Raw genomic sequence first — 16,287 nt, forward strand, 5'->3', positions numbered from 1 at the left:
GGTTTTTAATGAATGAATAAAAAATGCAAGCAAATTACAAATCATATGATTTTGAAAAAAGCCGTGAAAGAATTGATGAAATATTAGACTCTTCAGATAATAATTATCAAGAGAGTAATAAAGTACCTGGTATAGATGATCTAACATACACCAACGGCTATCATATAAATTGCTCTGCTTTATTTATTGATCTACGTGGTTCAAAAGACCTAGCTACTCAACATCAAAAGAAAGTTTTAGCAAAAATATATAGAGCCTATATTTCTGAATTGGTTGCGCTCCTTAACGGTAATCAAAATATCCAGCAAATTTATATTGAAGGTGATTGTGTTTGGGGGGTATTCAATACAGAAACAACTGTCCAAATTAATGAGGTATTTACTACCGCTGCTAAAGCTAATTCACTAATTCATACTTTAAATATAAAACTTAAGAAAAAAAATTATACTCAGCTTAAAGTTGGTATGGGGCTTCATTATGGACAAGCTTTAGTTATAAAAGCTGGCTATAAAGGTAGTGGTATCAATGAAGTTACTTGGATCGGCGAACTAATTGGAAAAACAGCTCACTATTGCAATAATGCAAACAAAGGATGGCGCAAACCAATCATTCTTTCTGATGTATTTCACCAAAATTTAAATGATGACAATAAAAAGCTATGTGACAAAGTACCTTATACGGATTTCTATGAGTGTGATGTTATAAATATATTGATGAATACATGGGTTCAAGCCAATGGATAAACTTGATTTTCTTCATTCAGCTATCCAAGACACCCAACAAAATATTCGTGCTATAGATTTTAAAATTGGGGCTTTATTAGCAGGTTTAATTGTTCCTTTTCCTCAAATAAGAGAAATTTTCAAATATTTAACAATTAACGAGTTTTGGTGGCAGCATGCTTTAGCAGCCATAATTTTTGTAATGTGGCTAGCAACCGTTCTTATTTTACTTTTAGCACTCTCCGCAATAGATAATCCTAGTAAGCATATTTCAGATAATACAAATCAAAAAGGGCTATATTTTGGCGGTGGTTTATTTAACTTCAAATTATTAAATATTTTTTGGCGAACAAAGAACTTTGCCACAAAATCTGTCCAAGACTACAAAAATGAAATTGAAGACACCTCTCTAGATATTTCAAAAGAATTAGCTTATGAACATTTAAAGTTAATCTACATTCGTGATCTAAAAATTTTCCGCTTACGCCATGCAATAGTATTAATTTTTGTGCTTATTATAGTGGGGTCTATAAGCTTTCTATCTGCCCCTAATATGAAGAAAATTGATGTCGTAAATCAAGATATTCAACATCTTCAACCAAAACAATATTTAGACTATTTGTTATAGGCATTTCACTTTATATTTCCTATACTCAATCTAACAACACTCAACAAGAAAGAATCATATGAAATTTAAAACCCTCATTCTGACTGGTCTTGCGAGTATCGCAGTTACAGCTTGTACATCTGCACCCAAAATCCCACAGCTTCAGGTTGGCGTCTTGCAAGAAGTACAAAACCTCGAAGTGGTTCCAGCTACCACCAACAACAAGGCAAAACTGACTAAATTCCTCGACAAATGCGTGATTGAATTCACCGGCGATATTGGCAATAACCGTGTTATTGAACAATGGTCATTTAAAGGCATGACTCTAATCGATGCCGGCTCAGCGACTTTCCAGCGCGATGGAACCAGTACTGCACAAAAATTTGACCTGCACGATGCAAGTGTACAAAAGAACTTTGTCAGCTTACGCGAACATTTCGCCAAAGATGCGCTGACACAATGTGACTAAAAAAATCGCCCTGTTTAAGTATAAAAACAGGGCTTTTATTTTGCTAAAACTCAATTCGCCCCTTCATCTGATTTCTACTGCCCTTTCTTTAAAAATTACAATATTCCGGCACAGATCAACCTGAAAGGCCTGCACTCTTCACAGGATATTCATTGTTTTTGACCCATTATCCGTTACACTGAAAAACAAACTCAGACCGCACTTAAACGAATTCGAGGTCGATCCATAATGAATATCAAAACCCCAATTATTTTAATGACTGCTTTAATAATGCTTTCTGTTCCAGCATTTGCACAAACCACGACTCAGTCTGCTAAACCGGTTAAGCCTTATGGTGAAAATCCGAACCTGCTGCATGTCTTTGCTTATAAAGCACAGGAAGGCGTGATTAATACTGCTGAGAAAGTCGGTGAAGCAACGGAAAAAGGCATTGCCAAAATCAAGCCGGGGGTAGACCGGGCCTGGAGCAATACCAAATCTGCAACCTCTGATACACTACAAAAAGTAGATCAGGGTGCAACTCAGGCAGCCCAACAAACCGGTCAGAAAATCCAGCAGACCAAAGAAGTCTGGCGTGGAAATTCACAACAGGCACCTATCGTGCAGCAGCCTTTAAGCCAGTCGAGTGCGACGCAAAACCCAAATACACCACAGACTCAACCCCAGTCAGGATCAGCTACCAGTTATGCGGTAACTGATTGATAAGAAAAGCCCGTGATGGGCTTTTTTAATTTTTAGAAAATAAAACTATTACCTTGTATCGACGCGATCTATGAATTGACCTGTCGAATCGGCTGACCCTGTTTAAATGCTGCTACATTTTCGACCATTTGATCCACAATCCGTTGTCTTGCATCGACACTGCCCCAGGCATTATGCGGTGTCACAATCAGGTTGGGAATCGTAGAGTCGAGCAGCACATTGCCCTGTTTCGGTGGTTCTACCGTTAGAACATCTGTCGCTGCACCGGCAATCTTGCCTGCTCGCAACGCCTCAGCCAATGCCGCTTCATCAACAATCCCGCCACGCGCACAGTTAATTAAAAATGCACTGCTTTTCATTGTCTCCAGTTCAGCATGACTGATTAAATGGCGGGTATCTTCAGTGAGTGGACAATGTAGACTGAGAAAATCGACTTGAGGAAGCAGCTCGGCAAATGGCACACGCGATGCATCCACCAGACGGTTTGGCAACGCTGCAATGAGAACTTTCATGCCAAAGGCTTCGGCCAGTTTCGCCACCGCATGGCCCAGTTCCCCATAACCGACAATGCCCAATGTTTTTCCGGCTAGCTCTACAATCGGTGCATCCAGCAAACAGAACTGTGAGGATTTTTGCCACTGACCTTGTTGCAGTGCACGTTGATAAGACAGGAATGAAGTGGCCAGATTCAGCATCAGCATGATTGTGTGTTGTGCAACCGCAGACGTTCCATAGGCCTGACAGTTACAGACCACAATGCCACGGGCCTTGGCTGCTGCAAGATCGACATTATTGGTGCCCGTCGCAGAAATCAGGATTAATTTCAGGTCAGGAGATTGCTGAATGGTCGCAGCATCAATCAGTACTTTATTGGTGATCATCACATCAGCATTGGCCACACGGGAAGCAATCTCGGCAGCCGAAGTCGTTGGATACAACACAAGCTGATCAAATGCTGCATGCAGTGCCTGAAAGTCTAAATCCTGCTGGTCTAAAGAAGCATAGTCTAAATAAACGGCTTTCATGGCTATTCCCTCAATCCTGTTTGACAATTTATGTCTGTCATTTAAAACAAGTCATTGAGGCTTTTCAACCTGTTTCCAGCCTGATGCAATTAATCCAGCGGTTTATCCATATGATTACGTAGTGACTTGCGAATTCGATACACCACATACACAGACAGAATAATCATAAAGATGATGGACGCACTGACCATGATCACTGCAGGATGCACAGTTTCTGCATGCGCCAGATTGGGTAGAACCAAACCGAAGATAAAACATACTTGCATCATCCGAGTCGCTTGCATCATAGAGATCCCCTTCTTCGTTTCAACCATCGGGAACGATATAATTGGTTTATTATTTATACCGCTTATCTCTATATTATGCCAAGCTCATCACAAGTCAAGTAATTGTTTTTTATAAAAATTTTAGTTAATTTATCTCGCTGTGCGTCACAAACTGCGTATTTTTGTCACTATCGTTGATAAAAGCAGCAGCACCATACTCATTGGTACTCAGATTCAGCTGCTTATAGCTAAACATATAAAAATCGCTATAACGCTTCATTAAAATCGGGTGCATGCCCAGACTAAGCTCATCCTGTTCCTTGATCAGTTTCATGATATGCCGGTCATTCATCACCACCAAATAACGTTCATCATTCAGATTAATACTCAATAAACCATTACCTTTGGCATAAATCGGAATCAGGAATTTATGGTTCAGGGCAATTGCGCCTTCTGCATAACTTTCGATTTTATGGCTGATGACATTAAATACCAGACCATGCCCATACTGGTCCAACAGCAACTGACGATTTTCCTGCGGCAAATTCACATGAATGCCCAGTTTGAGCAGGTCATGCTGATCAACCTGTTTATTGCGTAACAGTTCCCGCAAAATCACCTGTTTCTGGCTGGCATCAAAAAACTGGTTATCCAGTTGCAGATCGTTATTTTTCAGAATGTGTCCTAAGGCCATCCGGTGTCGTGGCAAGACATTTTCAATCACCTTGCGATAATAGAACTTGCTGTTTTTCTTGACCCGACGCATTTTCTGGTAGAAATAACTCGGCTCATAGTCATGTACCAAAAAGTCATAGAGCAATTCGGAACTAGCCAAAACTGCGATCGCATCATGGCCGGTAAAAGGCAAATGCAGCACATGATGATGTGGGATTAGTGCCTCTAATTTCAGATAATGGGCACGATCTTCGGCACAGTAGGGATCATACACAATAATATATTCACAGGCGTTGTCGATATCTTCGGCCGCAACCCGCATATTGGAATTCAGCTCTGGCTGATAGAACATGTTATAGCGGGCATCATGTACATCTTCCGGATCAATCGAATATTGCGGCACCATCGCCACCACCCGTTGCACGCCCAAGGCACGGGAATATTTGATCGCGGCATAGCCACCCATCGAACCGCCATACGCAATACGCTGCTGAAACGGCGCAATCAGATCTGCGATGGCTTGCAACATGTTCCACATGGAACCTTGCGGAAACCAGGATTTATGCTTGGGCATAATACCAAGCACATTAAACTCGAATTTCGCCAGTGACTTTTCTGCATTGATGTTGAGGCCCTTGGCACGGGTAATCAAATCGCCAAATGAAAAAATCAGTTCTGAAGAAGATCCCGGCATAAAAATCGCGCGTATATGTTCATCTTCAAAAACAATCTGCTTGTCCATAACTTTCCCATGCTGGTAAATCGAACCCTTCCACAACAATTCAGTCAATGAACGCTGTCAAAAAAGTGAATATGCTATTTTATATCGATCAAAAAGATTAAAAAGCGCAAAATATGACACAATCATTACATCCTGCAGCAAAACGGGGTTTTAGTGCGTCGGCTGAGCTCTATCAGCAAGTGCGTCCCGATTATCCGGCAGAAATCAGCCAGTGGCTGAGTGAAACGCTGGCTTTGCCTGCAGATGCGCATCTTTTGGATTTGGGCAGCGGCACCGGCAAGTTTATCCCCTATTTACGCCCGCTCAGTAAGCACATTATCGCGATTGATCCTGTCCCGGAAATGCTGGCTCAATTACAACAGGCGCATCCGGACATTCATACTCTTGAAGGCGTTAGCCATCAACTTCCCCTGCCTGATCATAGCCTGAATGCGGTATTTTGTGCACAGTCATTTCACTGGTTTGCCGATTCTGCTACCTTACAAGAATTAGATCGGGTACTCAAACCGCAGGGTTATCTGGTGTTAATTTGGAATCAGCGCGATACTCGGATCGACTGGGTTCAGGCCTTGGCCGATTGTATTGCCCCCTTGGAAGGCGATACGCCGCGCTATCATAGCGGCACCTGGCGCGAGGTCTTTGCACAGCAAACGCTATTTCAGCCCTATGCAGAAACCACAATGACCCAGCAACAGCATGGCAGTGTCGAGCAGGTGGTATCCAAGCGGCTGCTCTCGACTAGTTTTATTGCAGCCATGCCTGAACAGCAGCAGGCACAGTTAAAACAACAATTTGAACAGATCATCCAGCAATATACAGCCAAAAGCGCAGAGGAAATGATCGATTTTCCTTATGTCACCCATATCTATGTGTTCAAGAAAAGTAATTAAAAACAGGAGGCGATCATGCATAAAATACCAGGAATGACACGAACGCTGTTGTTCGCTGCGGCCATGCTGCTGATGGCATGTGACCAGAAAACGACCGAAACTCCGACTGAAGCGACAACAGATAATACGGCTTCAGATCAAGTCATGCAGGAACTGAAAACCGAGCCACTGAAAGACTTCCCTAAAACTGCTGATGATCCGCATGATATTGCTGCATTGACGGATTATGAACAGCGCTTTCAGGAAATGAGCAGCGACTTGGAAAAAGAATTAAACAGCATGCGCGATGATGAAAATATGACAGAAGAATTTGTCCAGCAACGTCAGCGTGATCATGTCCAGTCAGCATTGAATATGTTGAAGGCTTTAGAACTGAAAACCGAACAGGGCCGTTATATTCAGGGCTTAATGTATCAATACTGGGAACATCAGGACAAATTACTCAATACTCCCAAGACTCAAGCTACACCCGTGAATGAAGCCAGTGAGAATGTCAAAGGTCTAGGGAAATATCTACACGCCCAAGAACAACTGGAACGCTGGCGTTCGCAATATCCGGATCTCGCCAAGAAAGAACCCGCTTCCCGGCAAGTGAAGGAATAGTCTAGGATGCTAGATTGGCACACAGCTTAGATAAAATACAAAAATAATCTAAGCTGAACTGGCAGCTTTAAAACAGCGTGAATGAACAAGGCCGGATCTGTTGAGTCTGCATTCAGTATAAATACTAGATCATCCTAGCTATAAAATGACTTAATCTGCTGTCAGAAACTGATGCGCACCTTCACCCGCTGCACGCCCTGTGGCAAAACAGGCTGTCAGTAGATAACCGCCGGTTGGTGCATCCCAGTCCAGCATTTCTCCGCAAAGAAATACATGTGGGTTAGATTTCAATTGTAGCTGTTCTGACAACACTTCACGCTTGACGCCACCCGCACAGCTAATCGCCTCTTCAATCGGGCGGAAGCCGCTGAGTGGAAGGGTCAAATGTTTAATTTTTTTGGCTAATGCAGTAGCATCTTGCCATACTGCTTTGTCTAGCAATTCCCGTACTAAAGCCGCCTTAGCACCGTCCAATCCGGCTTTACGCCAGACATTAGTTAAAGACTGCTTCTTACTTGGCTGTAATTTTTGCGCAAGCTGTTCGATGCTTTGATTTGGGAATAGGTCCAGATGCAGCTGCATAGGCTTCCCCTGTTTTAGTTGCTCGCGTAAGCCACGACCCTGCTTATAGATCAGACCACTTTCCAGACCATAATGACTGATCACGATATCGCCGATGGTCTTTTCACCTTGCCCAACCCATGCCTCGACACGCTTTAACGGTTGACCAAAGACTGGCTGCATAAACCGAGACCAGGGATATTCCACTCCGGCATTACTGGCCTGAAATGGCTCAATTTCATCCGTTTTCAGCCAGGCTTGCCATGCCCCATCACTACCCAACTCTGACCAGGACACTGCGCCACAAGCCAGAATAATGGCATCAAAATCTTCAATGCGGTATTCATTATTTTTCAGATCATGCAGCTCAAGCTGTTGCTGCTGCAACTGGCTGACTTTATGTCGGTAATGAAACTGGATACCATGACTGGCCAAACGCTTGAGCCAGGCACGCAGCAAGGGCGCGGCTTTCATCTCTGTGGGAAATACCCGGCCAGATGAACCGATATAAGGTTCAATACCGAGCTGTTTCATCCAGTCTTGAATCCAGACCGCATCCCACTGTTTGATCCAAGGGGACAACCACTCCACCTGATCATAACGTTGTACAAACTCTGGCACAGGCTCGGCATGGGAAATATTCAGGCCGGTCTTGCCTGCCATCAGGAATTTTCGCGCAGCAGACGGTTTTTGCTCATAGACATGCAGCTCATAATCAAACTGACTGAGCACTTCTGCTGCCATTAAGCCTGCGGGGCCTGCGCCCACAATAGCAATGCGTTTGCTCATCTGCTTATTCCGAGACGGTGGCATTCTGCCCTTGCAAAGGCTGGAAATCATCAAAACGTGTCACATAACTTTCAGGCTTGCTGATGATCAGTTGCTGGCATAATTCGCCGCGTTCCAGATATTTAATTTCAAAATGGGTGCGCGCCGAATCTGCAGCAATCACTTCTTTGACAAAAGGCAGCTTCCAGAGCTCTCGCACCTGTATTTCTGCTTCTTCGATATAGGCAGGAATATTACTGGCCAAAGTAATCGTTCCCCCGGTTTTCAGGCGTGAAAGCAGAAACTCAAAAAATGGCATATTGACCCAGCGCTGTGCCGGATTATGCGGTTCAGGATTTGGATATAAAATAAAGAATTGTTCTACCTGCTGCGGATACAGTGCATGTACGATCCACGGTAAAGCATCGGCATGAACGGTTTGTAAATTAGTTTGACCCTCAACAGCATGCTGTTTTTGCATCGCCAGAAATTTTTCACGGGTACGTTCAATTGCAATCAGTTGAGTATCGGGATTGTTCTTGCTGAATAACAAGGCATGTTTACCTTTACCCGCTCCCACTTCGACGCAGACCGGTTCAGGACTGATGCTTTGAAAATCACGGGGCGCATGCATACGCTGTGCTTGAAATTGACGAATCGGCATAATCAGATCAAACTAATAAAAACCGCATAAGTCTAACAAGTGCGGCTATATTTGCCTAATCGAACCTTTATTTTTCTTTGGAGTCGTCCCATGCCTACCACTTTAAACTGTCCGCGCTGTGGCAAGCTGACCACATGGGAAGATAATGAATTCCGTCCTTTTTGTTCAGAACGTTGCAAGATGATTGATCTAGGGGCTTGGGCCAATGAAGAATATAGCCTGCCTACTCAGGATGCACCACAAGCCGCTAATAGCGAAGAATAAAATGTCTTCCTTGTCGAAAATTCTGTCTGAAAGCAGAATCTTGTCGAAATTAAGTAAATAAATCATATGAATTTTATAAAATTACTTAGATAAAGCAACACGAATTAACATCATTCATAAAGCCTTAGTATTATTGTTCTACTCTAAATTTTCACATTATTTTTAGAGCAATAATATGGGTTATATTATTTTAAGAGTCATATTAATTGGGGTTGGTCTACTCGCACTTCTTTCTTTGGGAGTCGGCATTTTCCAACAAGATAGTTTATTTATTGTATTGGGTGTGCTTTTTGCTTTTGCCGCTTGGCTCATACACATGCAAACGCGACAACTTCGCAATAATCCCTTTTCAGAATAAAAATAAAAGACCAAACCATATTGGTCTTTTATTTACGCTTTTAACCCGCTTTACCTGCAACAAAAGGATTATGCTGCTTTTCAAAACCAATGGTGCTGATCGGACCATGTCCTGAAATAAATCGGGTTTCATCCGGCAGGCTAAAACATTCACGCTGAATTGAATCTATGAGCTGCTGATGATTGCCACGCGGGAAATCGGTGCGGCCAATTGAGCCTTTGAACAAGACATCACCTGTCCATAACAAGTCATAATTTTTGTTATAGAACATCACGTGACCCGGCGTATGACCTGGTGCAAAACGGACTTCAAATTCTTCATCGCCCAGCTTTAACACTTCTCCGCCTTCAAGCCATTGGGTAACGTCCACTTTTTCTGGAATAGGAAAGCCATAACGTGCCGAAACTTCCTGAATCATGTCCAGCCAAAACGCATCTTCTTTATGTGGGCCAATGACCGGGACTTGCCAGAGCTTTTTCAAAATTCCAACCGCACCCGCATGATCCAGATGGCCATGAGTGAGCCACAAGGCTTTAACCGTTAAACCCAGCGCTTCAACTTCAGCTTTGAGTTTTTCAGGTTCGCCCCCTGCATCAATCAAAATGGCTTCTTTAGTGTCCGCATCCCAAACGATCGAACAGTTTTGCTGAAATGCAGTAACCGGAACAATTTTGACTTGTAACATGGGGTGAAAAACCTCGGGCAAGTTAATGAGCAAGTGTCTGTGTCAATGCATCCAGATTAGCCTGTAGCAGACTATTGAGCAATCGCAAATGATCTTCACGGCTATTTAAAGCAGGAATATAACTATAGCTTTCACCGCCGAGTGCTTTAAAAGCCTCGGCATTTTCAATTGCCAGCTCTTCAAGCGTTTCCAGACAGTCCGCGGAAAATGCCGGACTCATCACCTGAATTGATTTCACCCCCTGTTTCGCCCAATCTTCAAGCAAAACATCGGTATAGGGCTTGATCCATTCCTGCTTGCCAAACCGTGACTGGAAGCTGATCGCATATTGATCTTCGCTTAAACCCAGGGCTTTAGCTAACAGCTTACCAGTTATGCGGCAACGGTCGGCATAAGGATCGCCTTTATCGGCATAGGGCTGTGGAATGCCGTGGAAAGACATTAACAATTTTTCTGGCTTACCATGAATTGCCTGATAGTCACGTACACTTTGAGCCAGCGACTGGATAAATAAAGGATGTTGATAATAATCCCGGATCACTGTCAAACCGGGTAAATTGCGCTGTTGAACCACCCATTTCGCCACTGCATCGTATAAAGGTGCGGTCGACGTGGCTGAATATTGGGGAAACAGGGGAAATAGAATCACGTGTTCCTGTGGCTGCGCGGAGACTTGTGCCAAGACATCCTGAATGTTGGGATTGCCATAGGTCATGGCGGGCACCACATTCAGTTCAAACTGTGGATACAGCTGGGTGAGATGTGTCTTGACTGCGCTGACCTGCTCAAACAGAATTTCACGCATCGGTGAATCCTGTCCCCATACTTGTGCATAAGCCTGTGATACCCGCTTTGGACGGAAGGGTAAAATGAATAAGCGCAGAATGATTTGCCAAATCGGTTTGGGAATCTCAATCACACGCTGGTCGGATAAAAACTGCTTGAGAAAACGGCGTACCGCAGGAATCGTAGGCTCATCTGGTGTGCCCAAGTTTGCCAATATAATCGTCACTTTCGCTTTAGCAGTAGAATACATTCAGTTCGTCCGTCAGGATATCAACCCCTGTACTTTAACAGCTTTTTATTTATTCTCTCTATGGATTAATACGCTGACTTATATTGAAAAGTGCGATCTAAATCCAGCAAGCTGCTATCCAGCAATTTTTGCGCTTTTGGCGTGATCTGCCACAGCATGCGCTGTCGGTCATCACGACCGGATGGCACAATCCAGTCATTCTGGCGCATTTGAATTTTTAAACTATGCAAGGCACGGATATTCATCTGGGCACGCGCCACTGCATGTGCACGCGGCATCTGTACCCGTGCATCCTGCAAACCGGTTTCATTCAGATATTCATTCATGCGCTTCGAGAAAAATTCCTCAGGGGTCGGATTGACAAAGGTGGAGCCCAGCAACGCCAACAATTGCGCCCAAGTCAGTTTCTTCTGGACTTTGATTTCCTTGAAGTTACCATCCTGATAAGCATGCATCCGGTATTCAAAAGAAAAAATTTCATGCATCGCTACTTTGGGCAAGCTTAGGAATGGATCAACTTCTGCAGTTCCACCATCACGTTCCAGTTGAGCCACTTTGGCTTTCAGCTGATCAATCTCGTCATGTAGCGCCTGAGTATTTTGGGGACGCACCCAGCCAGTCACCGGATAGCGCTCCAACATTTGCGGCATGTTAAAACGCACTGCCATTTCCAGATCTCGCAGGCTGCGGTAAGTAAAGACCTGATCGACTTCCTGCTGTAATAACTGACGGAATTCCTTAAATTTTTCCTGTAATTCCGGTTTGGCATCATGCAATGCACTTTCACGTGATGCCGGATCATCATGCATAAACACAATAATCGGTTTTTGCTTGGTCACTGCATAAATATATTCGAGATGCATATAGCCAACACCCGATACCGACTGCTCTCCATACTGGCTTCCCAGCAGAATCACGACATAATCACAGTCATCAATCTGGCGGCGTGCAAATGCAGTATTCAGCGGTGTACGCTGTTCCAGTCCCCACGAGAAAAACCCCATTCCTACCAGTGTTTGAGACAGAATGATACGCTCCGGTTGCATTTCTGCCCCAGAGGTTGAGATGAACACTTGGTACCGTTTATCCAGCATGGGCTATCCTCTTCTCCTGTACATTTGCGTAAAAATGCATTATCACATGCTTCTTTACCCAATATGGCCACCCCAAAATCAAAATATCTTTCTTCTTAAATTATAAAAATGAGTTTTAAACTGCACTCATATTACTGACCTGCCATTTTAAATCGGCCGGAATCAGGTGCTGCAAAATCGGTCGGAGCTGTTCAGCATTCTGCCCACTCACCACCAATTCAATTTTCACGCTTTCTTTAGACTCATGCTCAAATAATAACCCATTTTTAATTAAAATTCGGGCCGTTTGTCTTGCAACCGCGAATCCTGAGTCAATTAATGTCAGCTTTTGACCAAAAATATACTGAATTGACGATTTTAGGAAGGGGTAATGTGTACATCCTAACACTAAATAATCAGCGCCCTGATCTACAACTGGTTGTAAAATCTCTTTTAATGTCTGCAAACAGGCTGCACTCATCTGCTCCCCAGCCTCAACAAAAGGCACCAGATCCAGACTGGTCACAGGCAGGACTTTGACTTGAGCCGGTTCGGCAAAACGGGAAATGACATCTTTAATCAGTTGGCCGCGGAAGGTCGCGGGCGTGGCCAATACCGCCACCGTTTTCGACTGGGTATTCAGGACCGCCGGTTTAAGCGCGGGTACTAAACCGATAATCGGAAAGTTTTCACCATAATAGTCACGCAAATAATCCAGACTAAAAGCGGAAGCGGTATTACAAGCCACCACCGCAACTTTACAACCTTGACGATAAAGCCATTCAATCGCCTGAGCCGTCAAGGCACGAATTTCCTGATCATCTCTCGGACCATAAGGCACATGCGCAGTATCCGCATAATAGACAAAGCGCTCATTAGGCAAATGGCGGGCAATTTCCAGGGCGACTGACAAGCCGCCTACGCCTGAGTCAAAAATGCCAATAGGCGCATCTGCCGTGGCATTGGGCATCGAGTCTAATAGCTGGGAAATTGGTTGAATAGCGCTCATAACGTTGCAGGTGGCTTGTTTGAAATTTCTAGCGTTCAAGCTTAAACCTCAGGTGCTCAAATGCAAGTCTAAATCACCACTTTTCAAACTTAAAACGGTTTCGCCTGCCGGATTTTCATCAAGCTCTCCCATCTCGACCAGATGTAAAAATGCCGCACGCTGAATCAGTGCATTAATCCCAAAACGCACATGCACATAAGGCCTCAACTCACCTTTGTATTCACGCATAAAGATTGGATGTTCAGCATCGACAATAATCAGGTCTTGCGTGGTTGTGCCCAGTTGCAGATAAGTCACTCCATTGATCTCAACCTGATCGACCTGATTGACAAATAAAGGTTCATCTTCAACTTCGATTTCAATCATTTCTACTGGTGTTTTTAGATAGAATTTATCGTTTTCTTTCCAGAGCACCGTTGCAAACAGGTCAATCATCGGCTGACGCTTGATCAATTGACCTTCGTGCCACCATTCGCCGTTGGCTAAAACCTTGAGATCCATTGTGCCACAATGCTTTGGCTGCCATTGCTCCAAAGGGGGTATTGACCTTTTGTGACTGCCCTGTGCATCTTTTAAGTATTGTGCGATATCCATTAAATTTTTATCATCGGGATAAGTTACTTTTTTCGTCGGATTTGTGCTGGGTACTGGCTTATCCATAAAAGAAGACCTTAATGACGGAAAAATAATATGTTTCAGCCAATTGGCTAAAACCGGCTTTAAAACTATACTAGCCCAGATTATCAAAGACACCAGCATTTTTGTGTCTAGGAACCAAGAACACTTATGGCAGCACCCAATCATATGATTATGGTTGCCACCGAATAGTAATATGAGGAGTCCTACATGGAACACATCGAACGTGAATCGATGGAGTTTGACGTCGTCATCGTAGGCGCAGGCCCTGCGGGTCTTTCTGCTGCGATCAAAATCCGTCAACTTGCAATTGAAAACAACTTAAACGATTTGTCCGTTTGTGTCGTAGAAAAAGGCTCCGAAGTCGGTGCGCATATTCTGTCTGGTGCTGTGCTTGAACCGCGTGCCATGAACGAGCTGTTCCCGGACTGGAAAGAACAGGGTGCCCCGCTGAATGTCCCGGTGACCGAAGATAAAACCTTCTTCCTGCTGTCAGATGAAAAATCACAGGAAGCACCGCACTGGATGGTGCCTAAAACCATGCATAATGATGGCAACTATGTCATCTCGCTTGGCAACGTGGTGCGCTGGTTAGGCCAGAAAGCCGAAGAACTGGAAGTGTCGATCTTTCCGGGCTTTGCCGCGTCTGAAATTCTGTATCATGCCGATGGTACAGTCAAAGGCATCCAAACCGGTGATATGGGTATTGGTAAAGATGGCGAACCAACGCATAACTTTACCCCGGGTTATGAACTGCATGCCAAATACACAATTTTCGCTGAAGGCTGTCGTGGTCACTTAGGTAAACGTCTGATCCAGAAGTTCAACCTGGACAAGGACGCTGATCCGCAACACTACGGTATCGGCATTAAAGAGCTTTGGGAAATCGATCCTGCCAAGCATAAACCGGGTCTGGTGATGCATGGTGCCGGCTGGCCATTGAATGAAACCGGTTCTTCAGGTGGCTGGTGGCTTTACCACGCCGAGAACAACCAGGTGACTCTGGGTATGATCGTGGATCTGTCCTACACCAACCCGCATATGTATCCCTTCATGGAAATGCAGCGCTGGAAAACCCATCCATTAATTAAGCAATATCTGGAAGGTGGTAAGCGTATTTCTTATGGTGCGCGTGCTGTGACCAAAGGTGGTTTTAACTCATTACCAAAATTCACTTTCCCAGGTGGTTCTTTGATTGGTGATGATGCCGGCTTCCTGAACTTTGCCAAGATCAAGGGCTCACATACTGCGATGAAATCCGGCATGCTCTGCGGTGAAGCGGTATTTGAGGCGATTGCGGCCGGTGTAGAAAAAGGCGGTGATCTGGCGGTGGCACGTGTTGTAGAGGGTGAAGATTTCTTTGTGAAAGAACTCACCGCATATACCGACAAGTTTAACAACAGCTGGCTAAAAGAAGAACTCTATAACTCGCGTAACTTTGGTCCGGCAATGCACAAGTTCGGTCAATGGATCGGGGGTGCCTTTAACTTCATCGACCAGAACGTATTTAAAGTGCCTTTTACCTTGCATGATCTGGTTCAAGACCATGCTGCGCTAAAAACCCAGGCAGCTGAAAGCTTCAAGCCAAACTATCCAAAACCGGATGGCAAGCTAACCTTTGACCGTCTGTCTTCAGTGTTTGTATCGAATACCGTGCATGAAGAGAACCAGCCAGCACATTTGAAACTCACCGATGCTTCAATTCCGGTGGAAGTCAACCTGCCGACATGGGATGAGCCTGCACAGCGTTACTGCCCGGCGGGGGTCTATGAGATTATGGAAAATAATGACGGTTCAAAACGCTTCCAGATCAATGCAGCCAACTGTGTGCACTGCAAGACCTGTGACATCAAGGATCCGTCCCAGAACATCACATGGGTAACACCGGAAGGTGGTGGTGGTCCAAATTACCCGAATATGTAAGGTAATCATCAGATAAAAAATAAACCCGCTTTTAAGTGGGTTTATTTATGGATAAATATTAATAATTTCAGTTCCTGTCCATTCATCTATTTAATTAAGCAGATTTTTGAAATTTTATTTTCTAAATAAGACAAATGTTTGAGCTCATCAGCCCTTGGTATTTTTAGCCACCTTTCTTCACTAAATAATGAAATTCTTTATTGCCATTTTCATCCAGACGTTCTTCCTGCAAGAGCAACTCATGCCCCAAATGCATACAGAATTTTGGAATATCCCACGACGTTGAATTATCCGTGGCAAACACCTCAACTACATCACCTGCCTTGGATTTACGGATCGCCTGATGCAACATCATTACCGGCTCAGGACAACGCAAACCTCGGGTATTCAATTGCAGACTTGGAATAATTTCAGTTGGGGACATCGATAGACTCAGGATGGAAAGACCGTCATATTTTAGCATAAAGCTGCGATTACATTGCTGCTTTGCATACGTGGCCAGTTTTAAAATCAGCGCTGACTCACGCGATCAAGACTGTGCATCATATTTACAATAGACAAGCGTATTTTCTGCGGTATGATAAAACCACGTTTTTTTAGATATTAAGA

20 protein-coding genes are annotated in these 16,287 nt (G+C 44.1%); 9 read left to right on the forward strand and 11 right to left on the reverse strand.

From position 1 onward, the window contains the following. The first annotated feature begins 23 nt into the window (after positions 1 to 23). The 4 genes from NI470_RS03790 to NI470_RS03805 all read left to right on the forward strand — a co-directional run bounded on the left by NI470_RS03790 (position 24) and on the right by NI470_RS03805 (position 2,500). Positions 24 to 743, forward strand: coding sequence for an adenylate/guanylate cyclase domain-containing protein (locus NI470_RS03790; protein WP_004278544.1), 720 nt, complete (start codon positions 24 to 26; stop codon positions 741 to 743). Then, positions 736 to 1,350, forward strand: a complete 615-nt coding sequence (locus tag NI470_RS03795; RefSeq protein WP_071850462.1) for a Pycsar system effector family protein — start codon at positions 736 to 738, stop codon at positions 1,348 to 1,350. The genes NI470_RS03790 and NI470_RS03795 overlap by 8 nt, the downstream gene beginning before the upstream one ends. A gap of 58 nt (positions 1,351 to 1,408) precedes the next feature. Beyond that, positions 1,409 to 1,798, forward strand: coding sequence for a hypothetical protein (locus NI470_RS03800; protein ID WP_071850463.1), 390 nt, complete (start codon positions 1,409 to 1,411; stop codon positions 1,796 to 1,798). Between the two features lie 228 nt (positions 1,799 to 2,026). Beyond that, positions 2,027 to 2,500 carry a hypothetical protein gene (locus tag NI470_RS03805; RefSeq protein WP_071850464.1) on the forward strand — a complete coding sequence of 158 codons (474 nt, stop codon included), beginning with the start codon at positions 2,027 to 2,029 and terminating at the stop codon, positions 2,498 to 2,500. Positions 2,501 to 2,568: 68 nt separating this feature from the next. Here the strand turns inward: NI470_RS03805 and NI470_RS03810 are convergent, their stop codons facing one another. The 3 genes from NI470_RS03810 to NI470_RS03820 all read right to left on the reverse strand — a co-directional run bounded on the left by NI470_RS03810 (position 2,569) and on the right by NI470_RS03820 (position 5,208). Further along, positions 2,569 to 3,525, reverse strand: coding sequence for a 2-hydroxyacid dehydrogenase (locus NI470_RS03810; protein WP_253147748.1), 957 nt, complete (start codon positions 3,523 to 3,525; stop codon positions 2,569 to 2,571). An 89-nt stretch (positions 3,526 to 3,614) separates the two neighbouring features. Continuing rightward, positions 3,615 to 3,812: a hypothetical protein gene (locus NI470_RS03815; protein WP_082180547.1), complete on the reverse strand. Its 198-nt coding sequence runs from the start codon at positions 3,810 to 3,812 to the stop codon at positions 3,615 to 3,617. Positions 3,813 to 3,936: 124 nt separating this feature from the next. After that, positions 3,937 to 5,208 carry a hypothetical protein gene (locus tag NI470_RS03820; protein WP_114542193.1) on the reverse strand — a complete coding sequence of 424 codons (1,272 nt, stop codon included), beginning with the start codon at positions 5,206 to 5,208 and terminating at the stop codon, positions 3,937 to 3,939. Between the two features lie 113 nt (positions 5,209 to 5,321). On the opposite strand from NI470_RS03820, the gene NI470_RS03825 reads away from it, so the two are divergent. Next, on the forward strand, positions 5,322 to 6,098 hold the full coding sequence (locus NI470_RS03825; protein WP_005102950.1) for a class I SAM-dependent methyltransferase: 777 nt from the start codon (positions 5,322 to 5,324) through the stop codon (positions 6,096 to 6,098). Positions 6,099 to 6,113: 15 nt separating this feature from the next. After that, positions 6,114 to 6,701: a hypothetical protein gene (locus NI470_RS03830; RefSeq protein WP_004647351.1), complete on the forward strand. Its 588-nt coding sequence runs from the start codon at positions 6,114 to 6,116 to the stop codon at positions 6,699 to 6,701. Between the two features lie 150 nt (positions 6,702 to 6,851). Here NI470_RS03830 and NI470_RS03835 read toward each other — a convergent pair whose 3' ends face one another. Next, positions 6,852 to 8,051, reverse strand: coding sequence for a TIGR03862 family flavoprotein (locus tag NI470_RS03835; protein ID WP_253147749.1), 1,200 nt, complete (start codon positions 8,049 to 8,051; stop codon positions 6,852 to 6,854). 4 nt (positions 8,052 to 8,055) lie between these two features. After that, the gene (locus tag NI470_RS03840) at positions 8,056 to 8,700 is read right to left on the reverse strand and encodes a class I SAM-dependent methyltransferase (protein ID WP_171248517.1); all 645 of its coding nucleotides are present in this window, start codon (positions 8,698 to 8,700) and stop codon (positions 8,056 to 8,058) included. An 84-nt stretch (positions 8,701 to 8,784) separates the two neighbouring features. Between NI470_RS03840 and NI470_RS03845 the strand changes: the two genes are divergently transcribed. Both NI470_RS03845 and NI470_RS03850 read left to right on the forward strand, forming a co-directional pair. Beyond that, positions 8,785 to 8,958: a DNA gyrase inhibitor YacG gene (locus NI470_RS03845; protein WP_253147750.1), complete on the forward strand. Its 174-nt coding sequence runs from the start codon at positions 8,785 to 8,787 to the stop codon at positions 8,956 to 8,958. A gap of 175 nt (positions 8,959 to 9,133) precedes the next feature. Then, a complete protein-coding gene (locus tag NI470_RS03850) occupies positions 9,134 to 9,316 on the forward strand; it encodes a hypothetical protein (protein WP_004278555.1) in 183 nt (60 codons plus the stop codon). A 40-nt stretch (positions 9,317 to 9,356) separates the two neighbouring features. Here NI470_RS03850 and NI470_RS03855 read toward each other — a convergent pair whose 3' ends face one another. The 5 genes from NI470_RS03855 to NI470_RS03875 form a co-directional block, all read right to left on the reverse strand. Next, positions 9,357 to 10,001: an MBL fold metallo-hydrolase gene (locus NI470_RS03855; protein WP_253147751.1), complete on the reverse strand. Its 645-nt coding sequence runs from the start codon at positions 9,999 to 10,001 to the stop codon at positions 9,357 to 9,359. Between the two features lie 22 nt (positions 10,002 to 10,023). Continuing rightward, entirely contained in the window at positions 10,024 to 11,037 is a 1,014-nt protein-coding gene (hemH, locus tag NI470_RS03860; RefSeq protein WP_005250516.1) for a ferrochelatase, read from the reverse strand. Between the two features lie 65 nt (positions 11,038 to 11,102). Further along, on the reverse strand, positions 11,103 to 12,131 hold the full coding sequence (locus tag NI470_RS03865) for a DUF4062 domain-containing protein (protein ID WP_005102932.1): 1,029 nt from the start codon (positions 12,129 to 12,131) through the stop codon (positions 11,103 to 11,105). A 115-nt stretch (positions 12,132 to 12,246) separates the two neighbouring features. Continuing rightward, the gene (murI, locus tag NI470_RS03870; protein ID WP_253144976.1) at positions 12,247 to 13,119 is read right to left on the reverse strand and encodes a glutamate racemase; all 873 of its coding nucleotides are present in this window, start codon (positions 13,117 to 13,119) and stop codon (positions 12,247 to 12,249) included. A gap of 48 nt (positions 13,120 to 13,167) precedes the next feature. Further along, complete coding sequence (locus NI470_RS03875; protein ID WP_004278560.1) at positions 13,168 to 13,779, reverse strand: DUF1285 domain-containing protein; 612 nt, start codon at positions 13,777 to 13,779, stop codon at positions 13,168 to 13,170. Positions 13,780 to 13,965: 186 nt separating this feature from the next. Here NI470_RS03875 and NI470_RS03880 point away from each other — a divergent pair, with 186 nt between their 5' ends. After that, positions 13,966 to 15,678 carry an electron transfer flavoprotein-ubiquinone oxidoreductase gene (locus NI470_RS03880; RefSeq protein ID WP_213686486.1) on the forward strand — a complete coding sequence of 571 codons (1,713 nt, stop codon included), beginning with the start codon at positions 13,966 to 13,968 and terminating at the stop codon, positions 15,676 to 15,678. A 163-nt stretch (positions 15,679 to 15,841) separates the two neighbouring features. Here the strand turns inward: NI470_RS03880 and tusA are convergent, their stop codons facing one another. After that, positions 15,842 to 16,102 carry a sulfurtransferase TusA gene (gene tusA, locus NI470_RS03885; RefSeq protein WP_004729361.1) on the reverse strand — a complete coding sequence of 87 codons (261 nt, stop codon included), beginning with the start codon at positions 16,100 to 16,102 and terminating at the stop codon, positions 15,842 to 15,844. Positions 16,103 to 16,287 lie beyond the last annotated feature (185 nt).

The organism is Acinetobacter lwoffii (assembly GCF_024129115.1).
In the GTDB taxonomy this organism is placed as follows: Bacteria; Pseudomonadota; Gammaproteobacteria; order Pseudomonadales; family Moraxellaceae; genus Acinetobacter; species Acinetobacter lwoffii_T.

Excerpts from the sequence above, each read along its gene's own strand:
- NI470_RS03815 (WP_082180547.1), bottom strand. The coding sequence starts at position 3,812 with ATGATGCAAGCGACTCGGATGATGCAAGTATGTTTTATCTTCGGTTTG.
- NI470_RS03875 (WP_004278560.1), bottom strand. The coding sequence starts at position 13,779 with ATGGATAAGCCAGTACCCAGCACAAATCCGACGAAAAAAGTAACTTAT.
- NI470_RS03845 (WP_253147750.1), top strand. The coding sequence starts at position 8,785 with ATGCCTACCACTTTAAACTGTCCGCGCTGTGGCAAGCTGACCACATGG.
- NI470_RS03795 (WP_071850462.1), top strand. The coding sequence starts at position 736 with ATGGATAAACTTGATTTTCTTCATTCAGCTATCCAAGACACCCAACAA.
- hemH (WP_005250516.1), bottom strand. The coding sequence starts at position 11,037 with ATGTATTCTACTGCTAAAGCGAAAGTGACGATTATATTGGCAAACTTG.
- NI470_RS03805 (WP_071850464.1), top strand. The coding sequence starts at position 2,027 with ATGAATATCAAAACCCCAATTATTTTAATGACTGCTTTAATAATGCTT.
- NI470_RS03855 (WP_253147751.1), bottom strand. The coding sequence starts at position 10,001 with ATGTTACAAGTCAAAATTGTTCCGGTTACTGCATTTCAGCAAAACTGT.
- NI470_RS03790 (WP_004278544.1), top strand. The coding sequence starts at position 24 with ATGCAAGCAAATTACAAATCATATGATTTTGAAAAAAGCCGTGAAAGA.
- NI470_RS03810 (WP_253147748.1), bottom strand. The coding sequence starts at position 3,525 with ATGAAAGCCGTTTATTTAGACTATGCTTCTTTAGACCAGCAGGATTTA.
- NI470_RS03865 (WP_005102932.1), bottom strand. The coding sequence starts at position 12,131 with ATGCTGGATAAACGGTACCAAGTGTTCATCTCAACCTCTGGGGCAGAA.
- tusA (WP_004729361.1), bottom strand. The coding sequence starts at position 16,102 with ATGTCCCCAACTGAAATTATTCCAAGTCTGCAATTGAATACCCGAGGT.
- NI470_RS03800 (WP_071850463.1), top strand. The coding sequence starts at position 1,409 with ATGAAATTTAAAACCCTCATTCTGACTGGTCTTGCGAGTATCGCAGTT.
- NI470_RS03835 (WP_253147749.1), bottom strand. The coding sequence starts at position 8,051 with ATGAGCAAACGCATTGCTATTGTGGGCGCAGGCCCCGCAGGCTTAATG.
- NI470_RS03880 (WP_213686486.1), top strand. The coding sequence starts at position 13,966 with ATGGAACACATCGAACGTGAATCGATGGAGTTTGACGTCGTCATCGTA.
- NI470_RS03820 (WP_114542193.1), bottom strand. The coding sequence starts at position 5,208 with ATGGACAAGCAGATTGTTTTTGAAGATGAACATATACGCGCGATTTTT.
- NI470_RS03850 (WP_004278555.1), top strand. The coding sequence starts at position 9,134 with ATGGGTTATATTATTTTAAGAGTCATATTAATTGGGGTTGGTCTACTC.
- NI470_RS03830 (WP_004647351.1), top strand. The coding sequence starts at position 6,114 with ATGCATAAAATACCAGGAATGACACGAACGCTGTTGTTCGCTGCGGCC.
- NI470_RS03825 (WP_005102950.1), top strand. The coding sequence starts at position 5,322 with ATGACACAATCATTACATCCTGCAGCAAAACGGGGTTTTAGTGCGTCG.
- murI (WP_253144976.1), bottom strand. The coding sequence starts at position 13,119 with ATGAGCGCTATTCAACCAATTTCCCAGCTATTAGACTCGATGCCCAAT.